The following is a 13,741-nucleotide window of genomic DNA, read 5'->3' as shown; positions in this document are numbered from 1 at the left end:
GGGCGCTCAACTCCATTCGGGCCCACGCGCCGAGGCCAGGGACAGGACGACCCCTCGGAGCGCGTTGGCGATGTCGGGATGGTTCGCGTCCGGATCGGCGGCCACCTCGTCCGCGAGCCGGCGGGCGGTGGCCAGATCGTCGGGCGACACGGTGTCCAGGTTGATCAACACCCGTGCCATGAAAAGCCGTCCCCACGGCCCCGGCGCGGACATCGCCAACGCCCGGCGCAGCGCGTCGCGGACGTGACCGTCCGGCAGGCCCTGACGCTGTCGGGCGGTGGCGGCCAGCGCCCATTCCTCGGCGGCGAGCTGTTCCACGTCGCGGTACATGCTCTTGACCGCGAGATCGCGGTCCAGTTCGAGCGCGCGCAGCAGGTGCCGACCCGAGCGCAGCGCGGCCTGTTCGAGGGTGGCGGGTTCGGTGGCCGGGCCGGATTCGAGTTCGCGCACCACGATCCCGCGCCAGTACTCGTGCCGGGCCAGCTCGACCGCGAACGAGCCCTCGGGCGTGCCCACCTCGTCCCAGGCCGGAAGCACCAGGCGGGCCACCCGCTCGACCAGCGCCTCGATCTTGCGCGCCCAGCCGGGCGCGGCGACCACGATCTCGATGTGCCGCCGGGTCGCGTACAGCAGGGCCCGGGCCAGTCCGAGGTTACCGGGATCCACCGCGAGCCAGGAGGCGAGCTGTTCGACGACGTCGTCGAAACGGCCCTCCTCGACGTCCCGGGACACCTCGGCCAACACCTCGCGCACCAGGTCGCCCCGGGCGCCGAGGATCGCCGAGCGCGGGAAGCCGGACTCGCGGACCAGGTCCAGATGGGCCCGCGCGCGCGGCGGATCGCCGACCCGGTGTTCGGCGGCCAGCGTCAGGTGCGGCGCGAGCAGGTCCCGGGGCAGCCGCTCGCGCACCTCCTGCACGGTCCCGGCCGGGACCGGCGCGCCGCCGACCGTCTCCAGGTGCTCGTGCATCCGGTCCCAGAACGCGCTGTCGTGGTAGAGCTCGGCCCAGTGCGCCAACGCCCGCTTCCAGTACGGGAAGGCCGCCTCGTGGTCGGCGGCCAGTTCGAGGTCGTAGGCGCGCGCGTGCAGCGCGACCGCGAGGTGGTGGGTGCGCCACAAGCCGCCGCCGGCGGTCCACAACTCCTCGGCCCGCGCGCTCCACGGCTGCGCCTCCGCCCCCTCGCCCAGGCTCTCGTACGCCTCGCCGTCCACCGCGTCGGCGTCGGCGCCGTACTCGCGCAGGCGGGCGGCGAACGCGCGCAGCGTGGCCCGGTCAGTCATCGTCGCTCCCCACCGCGAGCGTGTCCGCCACGACGCGGACCCGGACCGAGGTGATCGGCCTGCCGGCCGCGTCGCCCTCGTCGAGCAGCCGCAGGACGCCCGGCACGACCGCGTTGACGCAGCGGTTGACGCCGCGCGCGGCCTCCTCCGGTCGGCCGCGCCAGGCCACGGTGGCGATGTGGTCGGCGGCCTCGTCGGTCCAGCCCAACTCGACGCCCAGCTGCTCGCGCAGCCGCGCGGCCAGCCGGGCCAGGCCGTTCTCGGCGATGCCGCGCAGTTCGGTGGGGCCGAACGGCGAGTACAGGATCACCTCGTCCACCCGGTTGAGGAACTCGGGCCGGAAGAAGCCCTCCATGGTGCGCCGCAGCCGGGCGCTCGCGGCGCTGCCGCCGGTCGAGCCCTCGGCCAGGATCGAGCCGATCAGGTTCTCCACGCTGTCCACGTCGTCCTCGACCGCCTCGGCCGCCGAGTGGGTCGCGCCCAGGTTGGTGGTCAGGATCACCACCGCGTCGTGCGCCTCGCGGACCGGGCCCGCCGGATCGCTGATCCGGCCCTCGTCGAGCAGTCGCAGCAGCGCGTCGAGCACCCGCGCGTCGGCCTTCTCCACCTCGTCGAACAGGAAGACCCGGCGCGGGTTGTCGCGCAGTCCGTTGGTCAACTTGCCCTCGCCGAAGCCGACATAGCCGGGCGGCGCGCCGATGAAGTTGTTGATCGACTCGCGCGCGCTGAACTGGCCCATCTCGAAGACCAGTACGTCCTCCTCCGAGCCGTAGACGACCTGTGCGAGCAGGCGCGCGGTCATCGTCTTGCCCGAGCCGCTGGGCCCGCACAGCAGCAGCGCGGCGCGCGGCCGGTCGTCCGGCCGAAAGCCCCGGGTCAGCGAGCGCTTGATCAGCTCGATGTGGAAGGCCAGCCGCTCGACCACGCTCTCCTGGCCGATCAGCCGGGATCGCACCCAGCGCACCGCCTCCTCCGGGGAGAGCGGTTCGGCGGTCCGGCTCGGCTCGGGCTCGGCCGGCTCGCGGTAGTAGGTGTCGGCGAATCGGCGCAGTCGGTCCAGGTCCAGGCCGATGTCGCGGAAGAAGCCGGCCGCCAGGCCGCTGGGGGTGTCCAGGAGCGCGGCGAGCAGGTCGCGTTCGGTGATCGGGGTGCCCACGTCGGGGTCGGCGCCCGGTTCCCCGCCCGGGCCGGCTCCGGTCGCGGCGAAGGTCGCCGCCCGGCGCAGGGTCGACCGCAGCGACTCGTCCGGCTCGGCCGGACCGGCGCCCGCCGCGCCGTGTCCTCGGGTACCGGTGAGCGTGATGGTCTGTTCGCGCAGCGCCCGTACGTCCCGACGCAGAAACAGGAATGCCTGTTCGAGCAGGCCGCCCGGGGTGGTGGCCAGCGCGTGCAGGAGCATCGCGATGCCGTACCGCTCGTGGCCGAGGCCGGCCGCCTCGGTCGCCATCATCGCGAGCACGCGGCGGGCGCCGGGACCGAACGCGGCGGGATCGATCGACCCATCGGGCCGGAACACCTCGACCACCCGGCGCGGTGTGGCCACCTCGGCCTGCCACGCGGCCAGGTCGACCCGGCCGTAGCCGACGAGCAGGTCCACCGCGCCCGCCTCGAGGCGGGGCAACAACTCGACGAGCAGCGCCCGTTCGTCGATGAGCCCGGCATCGGCGGCGGCCGTGAAGGCGGCACGCAGGTCGGCGGTGACCGGCAGGCCGCCGAGCACGCCGGCCGGGGCCCGGCCGTTGCGGCCCGGATCGAGACCGACTCGATCGGCGACGAGGGCACCGGCGGATCCGCCGCCGAGCCCGCCGCCGAGCCCGCCGGAGCCGAGCAGGCCGGCCGCGAGCACGTCGGGCGGGATGCCCTGGCGGTCGAACAGCCCCGCGGCTCGACCGCCGTCGATCCGGGCCAGCGCGATCAGCGCGTGCGCGACCTCGACGGTGTCCGCGCCCAGTTCGCGCGTCACCGCCGCGGCGGTGCCGAACCGACGCGTGGCCGCGAGCAGGCCGCTGTCGAACACCCGCTCCGGCACTCCCAGGATGTCCGTGTCCACGTCGCCTTCTCCCCTGCCTCGCCGGCCGTCCACGTCGCGTCGGTTCACGCCTCGTCGCCGCCGGTCAGCAGTCGCTCGGCCAGCTCCGCCCGAGCCCGGGCCGATTCCGGTCGGCCCGCGCCCAGGGCCCGCACGCCCAGGGCCAGTATTCGGTACGCGGCGGCGGTCGAGACGGCCTGGCCCAGCCGGCCGGCGCGCAGTTCCGGCGGCAGCGACTCGACCAGCGCGGCGGCCAGTTCGGGGTCGGCGCGGGTGACCCGGTGCAGCACCAGGCCCGGGCCCAGTGGCGTGCGCCGCGACCAGGCCGCGCCGTACCGCTCGAACAGGTCGCGCGCGGCGCCGGCCACCATCGTGTCGTGGTCCTCCAGCGCGCCGAGCAACAGCCGGACGGGCCAGGTGTCCGGGTGCGGCCGGTCGGCGGCGCCGCTTCCCTTCGCGCTTCCGGCCGCGGCCCGGGCGTCGGCCTCCGCGTCGGGCAGACCGCGCCGCAGCAGCCGTACCGCGCCCATGTCGTCACCGCGCTCCAGCAGGTCGACCGCCTCGGTGAACAGGGCCGCCGCCGAGCCGGGCCGAGCGCCGGCGGCCGGCCCGCCGTCCCGGGCCGCGACGGCGGCACGGTGCAACTCGCGGTACTCCGCGTGGTCCGGGTCCAGCATCGCCGCCTCGTACAGGAACCGGACCGCGCGGGCCGGGTCGCCGGCGGACAGCTCACGATGTCCCTCGACGGCGAGCCGGTGGGCCAGTCGCGGCGCCGCGGCGGCGTAGCCCTGCTCGAAGGCGAGCCGGTAGCAGGTCCGCGCCTCGGCCTCGTCGCCGCGCGCCGCCGCCCGATCTCCCAGCACGCACGCCCAGTCGCCGCGCCCGGTCGGCGCACCGGGTGGCGCGACCACCGGCAGCAGCCGCCACAGGTCGTGGTCGGGGTGTCGCGAGGGCTGCTCGAAGCGCTCCTCCAGGCGTTCGAGCACGCGCGTGGTCGCGGCGACCCGCCAGTGCCGGACCGGCGCGCGCGGGTCCAGGCCGCCGAGAACGTCCAAAAGTGCCCGCTCCAGCGGGCGCGGGCCGTTCGCCAACGCCCGCTCCAGCGTGTTCCAGGTCTCGGTGAAGCCGTCGCCCGGCTGTACCACCCACCAGCGCAGCACCGCGTCCACCGCGCGCGGATAGCGACCCTGCGGGTCGCGCCCGAGCACCTCCGCGAGCATGCGCGCGGCGGTCTCCGACTGCTGTGCGGCCACCGCCTCGATCTGACTTTCGATCAGGCCCCGGTTGCGGGCCACCTCGGCGTCGGAGGCGTTGGCCAGAAAGTCGCGCATCGCGACGAGTCGAGGCTCCACCTCGCCCTCCCGATGCGTGGCCGTCCGGAACGCCCGTACCGCCCCGGCATCCGACATGGCGTCTCCCCCGCGAGCACGAACAGCCCGACGGGACCGATCGCGACGACGTACAAGCAGCACGGTACTCGGCCACACCAACACCAGGGAGCGCACCCGGTGAACCCGTCCCCGTAACGTGATCGTCACCGGCGGTGAGGCCCCTCGCGCCGGGAAACCCGGGTGAGAACGGTCCCGAACATCGGGTAGTATTTCTCTCGCAGCAAGCGCCGCTAGCTCAGTTGGTTAGAGCAGCTGACTCTTAATCAGCGGGTCCGGGGTTCGAGTCCCTGGCGGCGCACAGCGGCAACATCGAGAAGGGCCCGCCGATTTCGGCGGGCCCTTCTCGTCGTCCACACCCTCTAGGGCGGGGCACTCGCGGAGCTGACGCTGCACGCTGGGGATTCGTAGGGTGTGCCCGCCCGCTCCGCCCGTCGCGTCACGCACCGAGCCCGCGGGTGCACCGCGCTCCGGCGCGGCGCGCTCGGGCCCGCCGCCGTGCGTCGGGGCGGTTCGGGTGACGGTCTGGGTATCGGTGGGGACAAGGACGGGAGCATTCCGTGGTTGCTGTGGTCGGGTTGTTGTTGGCGGCCGGTGGTGGGCGACGGCTCGGGGGGCGGGCCAAGGCGCGGTTGACGCATCGGGGCCGGCCGTTGGTCGAGTTCGGAGTGGGCGAACTGGTGCGCGGCGGGTGTGAGCGGGTCGTCGTGGTGCTCGGCGCCGAGGCCGACGCCGTACTGGCCGAGGCGGATCTGACCGGCTGTGTCGTGGTGCGCAACGACGAGTGGGCGAGCGGTATGGGCTCCTCGCTCGCCGCCGGAGTGGCCGCCCTGCCCACCGACGCCGACGCGGTCGTGGTCACCCTCGTGGACATGCCCGGCGTCGGCGCCCCGGCCGTCGCGCGCCTGATCGCCGCGGCCGGCGACCCCGAGGACCTGATCGCGGCGGGCTACGCCGGCACCCGCGGCCACCCCGTCCTGCTCGGCCGCGCCTGGTGGCCCGAGTTGATGCGTACCGCCGAGGGCGACGCCGGCGCCCGGGCCCTGCTGGCCGCGCAGCGCGCCCGGGTACGTCTGATCGAGTGCGCCGATATCGCCGACCCGTACGACATCGACACCCCCGCCGACCTGGACCGGCTCGACTCCTGACGGCGCGCGGACCCGAGCCGGCGGGGCCCGGGTCCGCGCGAGGCGTTGTGTGCGGCGCGGGTCACGCCTGGTTGAAGAACCCGTCGTGGTTCTGCTGGGACGGGTCGCCCGTCAGCAGCCGTGCGTCGGCCGGCATCAGCAGGAAGACCCGCTTCGCCAGCCGCTCGATCGCGCCGCGCCGACCGAAGGTCAGCCCGGAGGCGAAGTCGACGACCCGCTTGGCGTCCGACTCGTCCATCGCCGTCAGGTCGATCACGACCGGAATGTCCTGCCGGAAGTATTCGCCTATCGCCCTTGCCTCGTGGTAGCTCTTCGGGTGTACGACGGCGATGCGCGTGCTCGGCCGAGCCGGCGTCTCCGTGGCGGCCGCCCGCGCGGCGAACACCTCCGACGCCGGAACCACGCTGCCCTCCAGGGCACGCGAACGCGACTCCTCGGGCTCGTCGTCGTAGACCCAGCGCGACCCCGTGTCGTCGTCGTCTGCGTCGTATGTACCGGTCTCGTAGGCACCCGCGCCGGTGCGGTACAGGTCGTCGTCCACGTCCCCCGAACCGATCCCGAGCCACGAGCCGGCCTTGCGCAATGCGCCCATGGGCACCTCCGCGTCCGCTCGTCCCGGCCCCGTCCGGGCTATCTCGTCATCCTCCACTCGACCGAACTGTATGCGAGTGCCGGGTCTGATGCGTCGAACGACGCGCCTATAAACGGACAGATCATCCAAGCAACCTCGAACGGGCGTACCCAGTGCGGCTTCTGACGCCATTTGAGATCTTTATCCGTGCATTCCGAATCGAACCGCATCGTAATTCCGACCCGCACCGGTCGAACACAATAACTCGAACTGATGTACGAAAGTCGGGAATTCCGACGCCATGCGCAGGAAACGCGCGAGGATTCGGGCGGAGAACGGAAGCGGAGGCAGGCGCGGAAGCGGAAGCGAACGCGGGCGCGGATCCCAACGAGGAAGCGAGCGCGGCACCGGAAGGACGGCGGGCGCGGAAGCACGCGAGGAACCGCACGCCCCACCGCCTTTCCACCTCCCACGCCCGGTCCGCGACGCTCGGCCGAACCCCGGCCCGCAGCAAAGCGTTGGGATGACCGAACCCCGTTGACCGGCAGGGCCGTTGCGGATCACCGACGTGCCCGCGCGAGCCCTCGGCAAGCCCCGTACCCGACCCCGGGAATCCCGTGCGGTCCGCCCCGGCGCACCTCTACCGGTGGACCGGGGGCAGGTCGCACACTCGGATGCGACATCTTCGGAGGTGAGCATGGATTCGCCTTTCCGCATCGTGCGGCCCCCTCGTCCGCTCGAAGAGCCGTATCCCTCACGGGCCCGCATCAACGAACAGGTGGGAGTCGTCTGGGATTGGGGGATGCGTGAGGATCCCGCCGCGGCCATCCGGCTCTACCACCACCTCGGCGAGGTCGCGAGCAGGGTGCTCGGCAGCACCGATCGCGACACGCTCAACATCCGCCGGGCGTACGCGCATTTCGTCGGCCAGGACGGCGATCCCCGGCGTGCCGCGCAGTTGCTGGCCGGCCTGATCCCGGTCGCCACGCAGCACCTGGGCCCCGGCGACTGGGTCACCCTCGACATGCGGCTGTGTCACGCCCGGTTCACCGGCGAGGGCGGCGAGGCACCGCGCGCGGTCGCGCTGTTCATCCAGATCGTCGCCGACATGACCCGCGCGTTGGGGCCGGAGGCGGAGAGCACGCTGACCGCGCGCAGCTTCCTGGCCCGGTTCACCGGCGAGTCCGGCGATCCGCTCCGGGCCGCCGGGATGTACGGCGCGCTCGCCCTGGACTCGATCCGGATCCTGGGCGCCGACTGCCTGGAGTCGCTGGTGGCGCGCGCGGGCCACGCGATCAATCGCGGACTCGCCGGCTACCGGGGCGAGGCGCTGGCCCTGTACGACCCGCTGATCGCCGACTTCGTCCGGGTACTCGGCCCCGACCACGCGGAGACCCGACAGACCCAGGTCTGGCAACGGTATTTCCGAGGGGGAAGCGGCTGAATTCGGGCCGACGGGCGGCGGCTAAAGTAGCCACTCCTGTACGGCCGGAACGGGGAACGGTAGACATGGAAGAACTGCGCGACGGGGATCCGATACGGCTCGGGCCGTATCGGCTGCGCGGCCGGTTGGGCGAGGGCGGGATGGGCGAGGTGTTCCTCGGCACGTCTCCGAGCGGAGTGCGGGTCGCGGTCAAGACCGTCCGTCCCGAGTTCGCGACCGACCACGGATTCCGGGACCGGTTCCGACGTGAGATCGACCTCGCCCGGCGGGTGGACAGCGCGTGGACCGCGCCGATCGCCGAGGCCGACCCGGACGCGCAACCCCCGTGGCTGGCAACCGAGTTCCTGACCGGGCTGTCGCTGTCCGAGGCGATCAACCGGTACGGCCCACTGCCCGAGGGCGCGCTGCGCATCCTGGGTGCCCAGTTGGCCGAGGCGCTGATGGCGATCCACCGCGCGGGCCTGATCCATCGCGACCTCAAGCCGTCCAACGTCGTACTGGGCCGCGATCGGCTGCGGGTGATCGACTTCGGCATCTCGCGCGCGGTGGACGAAGGCGGCCAAGGTCTGACCGGGACCGGACGGGTGGTGGGGTCGCCGGCGTTCATGTCGCCGGAGCAGGCGGGTGGTCGAGCACTGGGACCGGCGAGCGACGTTTTCTCGCTCGGCTCGGTGCTGGTGTTCGCGGCCACCGGGCAGGGTCCGTTCCACCAGGACGCGCCGGTGCCGCAGTTGCAGATGATGATGCGGGTGCTGCGCGACGAACCGACACTGGCGGAAGTGCCGGACGGCGTAAGGGACTTGCTCGCCGAGTGCCTGGACAAGAACCCGGACCGGCGACCCACGCCGACCGCCGTGCTGAATCGCTTCATGGGCGACGACGAGCCGCCGGCCACGACGTCGTGGCTGCCGGTTGCGCTCGCGGCCGAACTGGAGCGGCGGCACCTGGGAGACCCGGCGGCACCGGCACCGGCGTCGGGGTCGGCGCTCTCGCCGGTCGAGCCGACGGGCGAGGTCACGGAGCCGCCGACCCGGGCGCTGGGCGTCGGGGTGGAGAACGGCGCGAGCGCCGGGCAGACCCGGGCCGCGGAGTCCGCGCCGCCCGCCGGCCGGAAGAGGCCGCCACCGCAACCGAGCCTGCCACCGACCGTCGGCATGCCGGAACCCCCGCCCGAGAAAAGGGCGTTGGCCCGTCGCGCCTTCCTGTTCGGCGGCGGTGCGCTCGCGGTGGCCGCGATGGGCGGTGGCGCCGGGTGGCTGCTGATGGGCGACGAGGCCGATCCGGGCAAGCAGGTGTGGCAGTACGCGGCCGGCGCCGCCGCCGCCTCGTCGCTGAAGGTGCAGGGCGATCTCGTCTACCACGTCGCGGACGGTGTGGGCGGCGCCAAGGGCCAGATCACCGCGATCGACGCGGAGTCCGGCAAGCAGGTCTGGCGCAAGGCCACCGCGGGCAGTTCGGTGTCCGCGCCGCTGACCGCGAAGGACCACGTGTTCGTCGTCTCCTGGACGGTCGACGGTTCGGCGTCGGCGGAGAAGACCCAGCCCTCGATCTGCACGGTGCACGCCTTCGCCCTGGGCGACGGCGAACAGCGCTGGAGCCAGGAGTACGCCGCTCGCTGGGTCAACCTGCCGGCGGCCCTGGACGGCGACGTGCTGTACCTGGGCGTCTCCGAGGAGAACTCGACCTCACCCGATGCCGGCCGGATCGTCGCGATCGACGTGACCAGGAACAAGGAGGTGTGGAGGGCGGAGATGACCGGCGACGCCGGAATGCCGTCGACGCCGGTGTTCACCGGGAGCATGGTGTACGTGTTCGCCCAGCCGAGGTACTCCTCGTACCCGTCGGTGATCCGCGCCTACGAACGCAACGGGAACCCGAAGTGGGAGATCCCGTTCAAGGACTGTCCCTGGGGCCGCGACGTGGTGGTGGCCGGCGAGCGGGTACTGACTGTGGTGACCTCCGGAAGCAGCGGCGGTGTCTACACCTGGCAGCGCTACGCCCGGTTCGCGGCCACCGGCGCGCCGGCCTGGGGTCCGATCTCGGTCAAGGGCGGGCAGAGCCGCGGTTTCACCCTCGCCGGCGACATCGCGTACCTCGCCTACGACGGCGCCGACGACACGGCCAAGTCGGGCGTGGTGGCGGTGGATCCGGTGACCGGCGCCGAGATGTGGAAGTACGAGATGGAGGCACGCAACGTCGGCGAGATCACCCGGGTGGGGGACGTCGTCTATGTGACGAACCACCCCTCCAAGGTCCAGGCGGGGGTGAAGCCGAGCAGCACCGCGAGCGCGTCGCCCACGGGCGAGCCGCCCACGTCGGTGACCAGGAGCAAGGTCTACGCGCTGAACGCGAGGACCGGCGTGGTGGTGTGGTCGCGCGAGTTGCCGTCCTTCGGCGTACTGGGGACACCGGTCGTGGAGAACGGCAAGGTGTACGTCTCGATGGACGCCACGGCGGCGGACGCGACGGGGGACGATGTCGCGCAGTTGTTCGCGCTGCGGGTGAAGACCGGCGAACCGGCCTGGAAGGTCGTGTTGCCGGCGCCCGTCTCGTCGCGGGTGGTGTTGGCGAAGGGCAACGCCTATCTCGGCCAGTGGCAGTCCTCGAACTCCGCGAGGCCGGCGGCATCGGTGGTCGCGTACGAGGCATGAGCCGGGGTCGGCGGGTCGAGTCACCGAGCGACGGCCCCCACCGTGACCCGGGGACGGAGCGCCGGGCGAGGGACGGACCGCTCCATCCGTGACACATGAAAGCGCGCGCAGCGGGAACGGGAACGAGGTTGCGGGCATGTGCCCGTTTCCACCGACGCACGTGCTCCGCGAGACACCTGCTCCCTCGGACGCGTACGCCGCAGAGCACCTACTCCCCGAGACGAGGAAGCATGGTCGAGTTGGGACCCGTCGACGCCATCGTGTTGGGCTTTCCGGGCCAGCGGCTGACCTCGTCCGTACTGGACGCGTTCGAGGCGGTCGAGGAGCGCGGCGACGTGCGGTTGATCGACGCGCTGATCGTGGTCAAGGACATCTCGGGTGAGGTGACCAGCCACGAGGTGAGCGAGTTCGAGGGGCTGCGCGACATGGCGGCGGAGTTGGCCGCGCGCGAGATGCTGGGCCTGGCCGGGGCCGAGGACGCCGAGCAGATCGGGCAGGTCATGCCGCCGGATTCGCTGGTGGTGGTGCTGTTCGTGGAGAACATCTGGGCCCGCGAGGTAGCCGGTCGAATCCGCGACTCGGGCGGTCGGTTGCTCTCGTACACCCGGTTGCCGCAGTCCGTCCTGGACGACGCGGAAGAGGCGCTCGCGGGTACGTCGGACGGCAGTTGAGGGCGAATGGGGGCGGGTGGCTTCGGCCGGTGCCGGCGGCGTCCGCCCCCGCCGACTGCCGTCGGCCTGCGTCGGCCGGTCCCGGCCGCGAAGGAACGACTTGATTTCCAAAGGGTAAAGCCGGGCAAAGTCTGGCAACCCGCCCTACCGGTTGGGCGTCTCCACCGGTGCAAGGGCACAACCCCCCAGCAAGCGGAGGTCGACATGACCACCAGGATTCGCCGTACGGCCGCCATCACCCTGGCCGCCGGACTCCTCGTCACCGCCGGCGCCGCCGCTCCGGCCCTCGCCGCCGACGGCTCACCGCCCGGCGAGCAGCAGATCCGCAGGATCGGCGTGGTGGAGAAGGTGACCGCCTTCTACGACCAGTACCTGTCCGCCGTCAACGGCACCAACCCGGACATGAACCCGACCGAGGTCCGGAACGAGTTCCTCACCCCGGAACTCAACGCGCGCCTGGACGCGTGGGCCGAACAGCACATGGCCGACCCGGTCTTCCGCGCCCAGAACACACCGCAGAGCCGCGACGTGCGCTACGAGGGCAGCGGCGCGGGCAGCGCGTCGGTGGTCGTCACCGAACACTTCGGCGACTCCACCATCGACGTCTGGTACCGGGTCCCCCTGTCCGGCGGCCGAATCACCGACCTGACCGACGCCCCCCGGTAGCACGCCCCAACAGCCCTGAGGCCCACCGCGCACCCGGCGGGTCACCGATCCGACACACCGTCACGAGGGCGCCTTCGCCGCGGCGAAGGCGCCCTCGTCGTGCGGTCGTGGATCAGGCGGATTCGGTGGGGAGGCCGGCGTTGGTCCAGTCCTCGATGCCCTCGGCGTACTTGCGGACGTTGGTGTAGCCGAGGTGGGTGAGTCGGTCGGCGACCTGGCCGCTGTTCGGGCAGGCGGGATTGGAGCAGTACGTGACGATCGCGGCGTCGCGGTCGGGCAGCAGGGTCGGGGCCAGCGTGTCGACCTGGTCCCGGACCAGGGCGAGTGCGCCCGGCAGGTGCTGCTTGGCCCAGTACTCGCCGCCGAGCGCGTCGACGACGGTCACGCTCCCGGCGGCGATCTCGGCGCGCAGCTCGTCCCGGGTGATCAGTGCGGTCATGGCATACCTCCAGAGAATCGGACTATAGTCCGGTTGTGGCTCACGACGACATTAACGGACCGCAGTCCGCTTCTGCAATCCCTCTGGATCTGCTCCGCACCCCGCCCCCCAAGGAGCGCGCCGACGCGGCTCGCAATCGAGCCGCCATCCTGGAGGCCGCGGCCGGGCTGTTCGCCGAACAGGGCGTCGCGGCCGTGTCGATGGACCAGATCGCGGCAGCGGCCGGCGTCGGCAAGGGCACGCTCTTCCGCCGCTTCGGCGACAAGTCCGGCTTGGCCACAGCGCTCCTCGACGCCCGAGAGCGCGCCCTGCAAGAGGCGGTCCTGCACGGCCCACCACCCCTGGGCCCGGGAGCACCGGCGGAGGAACGCCTCACCGCGTTCCTCGACGCCTACCTCGACTACCTACTGGAACACCTGGACCTGATTCGCGTGTCGGAGACCTCGTCCCCCGGCGCCCGCTACCGCATCGGCGCCTACCGCTTCTGGCACCGCCACGCGGCGATCCTGCTGGGCTCGGCAACCCCCGACCCGGACTACACCGCGCACGCCCTGCTGGCCCCGCTGGCTGCCGAACACGTCACCGCGCTGCTTCCGGAACTGGGTCCGGAACGGATCCGCGCGGGTGTACTCCGGTCGGCCCTGGCCGAGGTGCACCCCGGCCGCGCCTGACGGATCCCCGGCGCGCGCACCCCGGCGCTTCGCGCATCGGGCCCGAAGGATGGGACCTCAGCGGGCGACCGCCGGCACGGAGCGTGCCCGCCAACTCTCCTCGTACGGGATCCGGGTACCCGGCGTGTGGCCCGCGTCGATGTGCGCGAGCAGGGTTTCGACGTACAGGTTTTCACCGTCCGTGCGCATCGGGGTGACCTTCGCGCCGGAGAACTTGCGGACGATGCTCGGGTCGGCGTCCGTCCACAGGCGGTCGGCGGCGAGCGCGAGACGGTCGAGGAGGTACTCGAACGTGGCGTGGGAGAACTGGAGTTCGGACCCGGCGGGCGGTTCCAGGGTGGGATGGGCGGTGAAACCGCGAAGCTTGACCAGGGCGTCGGACTCGGGGATGTACCGCCCCTCCTCGGCCGGCTCCAGGTTCTCCAGATAGCCCAACCCGTTGCGCAACCGCTGCGTGACGCCCTGCTCGGTGCGCTCCGAGACGCACCGCCCGACGAGTTCGGCACCGTTGAGGGACAGCGACGCCGCGGCGAGGTATTGCCCCTGCGCCACCAACAACCCGGCCGACACCATGAATTCGCGCAACACGCCGGCCGTGTACAGATACTTGCAGCCGTACGGCGGTATCCCGTACCGCGCGGAGACCGGCGCCCAGAGCTCCGCCTCACCTCGCGGCAGCGCGTGCCGGGTACGTCGAATCGATGACTTCATGGCCCCATGGGTACCGGTGGCCGCAGCTCCCGGACAACCGGATTTCGCGGCCGAACCACCGCCGCCGAAGG

Annotated in this window: 12 protein-coding genes and 1 tRNA gene; 7 read left to right on the top strand and 6 right to left on the bottom strand. The window is 72.4% G+C overall.

Translation table 11 applies throughout. The features are described 5' to 3' along the window. Positions 1–6: 6 nt before the first annotated feature. From ACIRL2_RS22440 to ACIRL2_RS22430, 3 genes are read right to left on the bottom strand one after another with little or no spacing between them, the layout of a single operon-like run. A complete protein-coding gene (locus ACIRL2_RS22440; protein WP_395863255.1) occupies positions 7–1,281 on the bottom strand; it encodes a hypothetical protein in 1,275 nt (424 codons plus the stop codon). Continuing rightward, positions 1,274–3,331 carry an AAA family ATPase gene (locus ACIRL2_RS22435; RefSeq protein ID WP_402234155.1) on the bottom strand — a complete coding sequence of 686 codons (2,058 nt, stop codon included), beginning with the start codon at positions 3,329–3,331 and terminating at the stop codon, positions 1,274–1,276. Before ACIRL2_RS22435 ends, ACIRL2_RS22440 begins: the two co-directional genes overlap by 8 nt. A 44-nt stretch (positions 3,332–3,375) precedes the next feature. After that, a complete protein-coding gene (locus ACIRL2_RS22430) occupies positions 3,376–4,719 on the bottom strand; it encodes a hypothetical protein (protein ID WP_395863258.1) in 1,344 nt (447 codons plus the stop codon). Between the two features lie 206 nt (positions 4,720–4,925). Here ACIRL2_RS22430 and ACIRL2_RS22425 point away from each other — a divergent pair. Continuing rightward, positions 4,926–4,999, top strand: a tRNA-Lys gene (locus tag ACIRL2_RS22425). 259 nt (positions 5,000–5,258) lie between these two features. Further along, complete coding sequence (locus ACIRL2_RS22420; RefSeq protein ID WP_402234153.1) at positions 5,259–5,846, top strand: NTP transferase domain-containing protein; 588 nt, start codon at positions 5,259–5,261, stop codon at positions 5,844–5,846. A gap of 61 nt (positions 5,847–5,907) precedes the next feature. Here the strand turns inward: ACIRL2_RS22420 and ACIRL2_RS22415 are convergent, their stop codons facing one another. Continuing rightward, positions 5,908–6,438, bottom strand: coding sequence for a cell division protein SepF (locus ACIRL2_RS22415; protein ID WP_395863263.1), 531 nt, complete (start codon positions 6,436–6,438; stop codon positions 5,908–5,910). Positions 6,439–7,219: 781 nt separating this feature from the next. Here ACIRL2_RS22415 and ACIRL2_RS22410 point away from each other — a divergent pair. The 4 genes from ACIRL2_RS22410 to ACIRL2_RS22395 all read left to right on the top strand — a co-directional run bounded on the left by ACIRL2_RS22410 (position 7,220) and on the right by ACIRL2_RS22395 (position 11,849). After that, positions 7,220–7,861: a hypothetical protein gene (locus tag ACIRL2_RS22410; protein ID WP_395863265.1), complete on the top strand. Its 642-nt coding sequence runs from the start codon at positions 7,220–7,222 to the stop codon at positions 7,859–7,861. Between the two features lie 65 nt (positions 7,862–7,926). Then, positions 7,927–10,512, top strand: coding sequence for a serine/threonine-protein kinase (locus tag ACIRL2_RS22405; RefSeq protein ID WP_402234150.1), 2,586 nt, complete (start codon positions 7,927–7,929; stop codon positions 10,510–10,512). A gap of 230 nt (positions 10,513–10,742) precedes the next feature. Continuing rightward, positions 10,743–11,183 (top strand): DUF6325 family protein, encoded by a 441-nt coding sequence (locus ACIRL2_RS22400; protein WP_395863269.1) that lies wholly within the window; start codon positions 10,743–10,745, stop codon positions 11,181–11,183. A 204-nt stretch (positions 11,184–11,387) separates the two neighbouring features. Beyond that, positions 11,388–11,849, top strand: coding sequence for a hypothetical protein (locus ACIRL2_RS22395; protein WP_395863271.1), 462 nt, complete (start codon positions 11,388–11,390; stop codon positions 11,847–11,849). Between the two features lie 112 nt (positions 11,850–11,961). Here the strand turns inward: ACIRL2_RS22395 and ACIRL2_RS22390 are convergent, their stop codons facing one another. Further along, complete coding sequence (locus ACIRL2_RS22390) at positions 11,962–12,288, bottom strand: rhodanese-like domain-containing protein (protein ID WP_395863273.1); 327 nt, start codon at positions 12,286–12,288, stop codon at positions 11,962–11,964. A 35-nt stretch (positions 12,289–12,323) separates the two neighbouring features. On the opposite strand from ACIRL2_RS22390, the gene ACIRL2_RS22385 reads away from it, so the two are divergent. After that, positions 12,324–12,959, top strand: a complete 636-nt coding sequence (locus ACIRL2_RS22385) for a TetR/AcrR family transcriptional regulator (RefSeq protein WP_395863275.1) — start codon at positions 12,324–12,326, stop codon at positions 12,957–12,959. Positions 12,960–13,016: 57 nt separating this feature from the next. Here ACIRL2_RS22385 and ACIRL2_RS22380 read toward each other — a convergent pair whose 3' ends face one another. Further along, the gene (locus tag ACIRL2_RS22380; RefSeq protein ID WP_395863277.1) at positions 13,017–13,670 is read right to left on the bottom strand and encodes a hypothetical protein; all 654 of its coding nucleotides are present in this window, start codon (positions 13,668–13,670) and stop codon (positions 13,017–13,019) included. Positions 13,671–13,741 lie beyond the last annotated feature (71 nt).

Source organism: Embleya sp. NPDC127516 (assembly GCF_044765325.1).
Lineage (GTDB): Bacteria > Actinomycetota > Actinomycetes > Streptomycetales > Streptomycetaceae > Embleya.
This window is presented reverse-complemented; position numbering and strand designations above follow the sequence as displayed.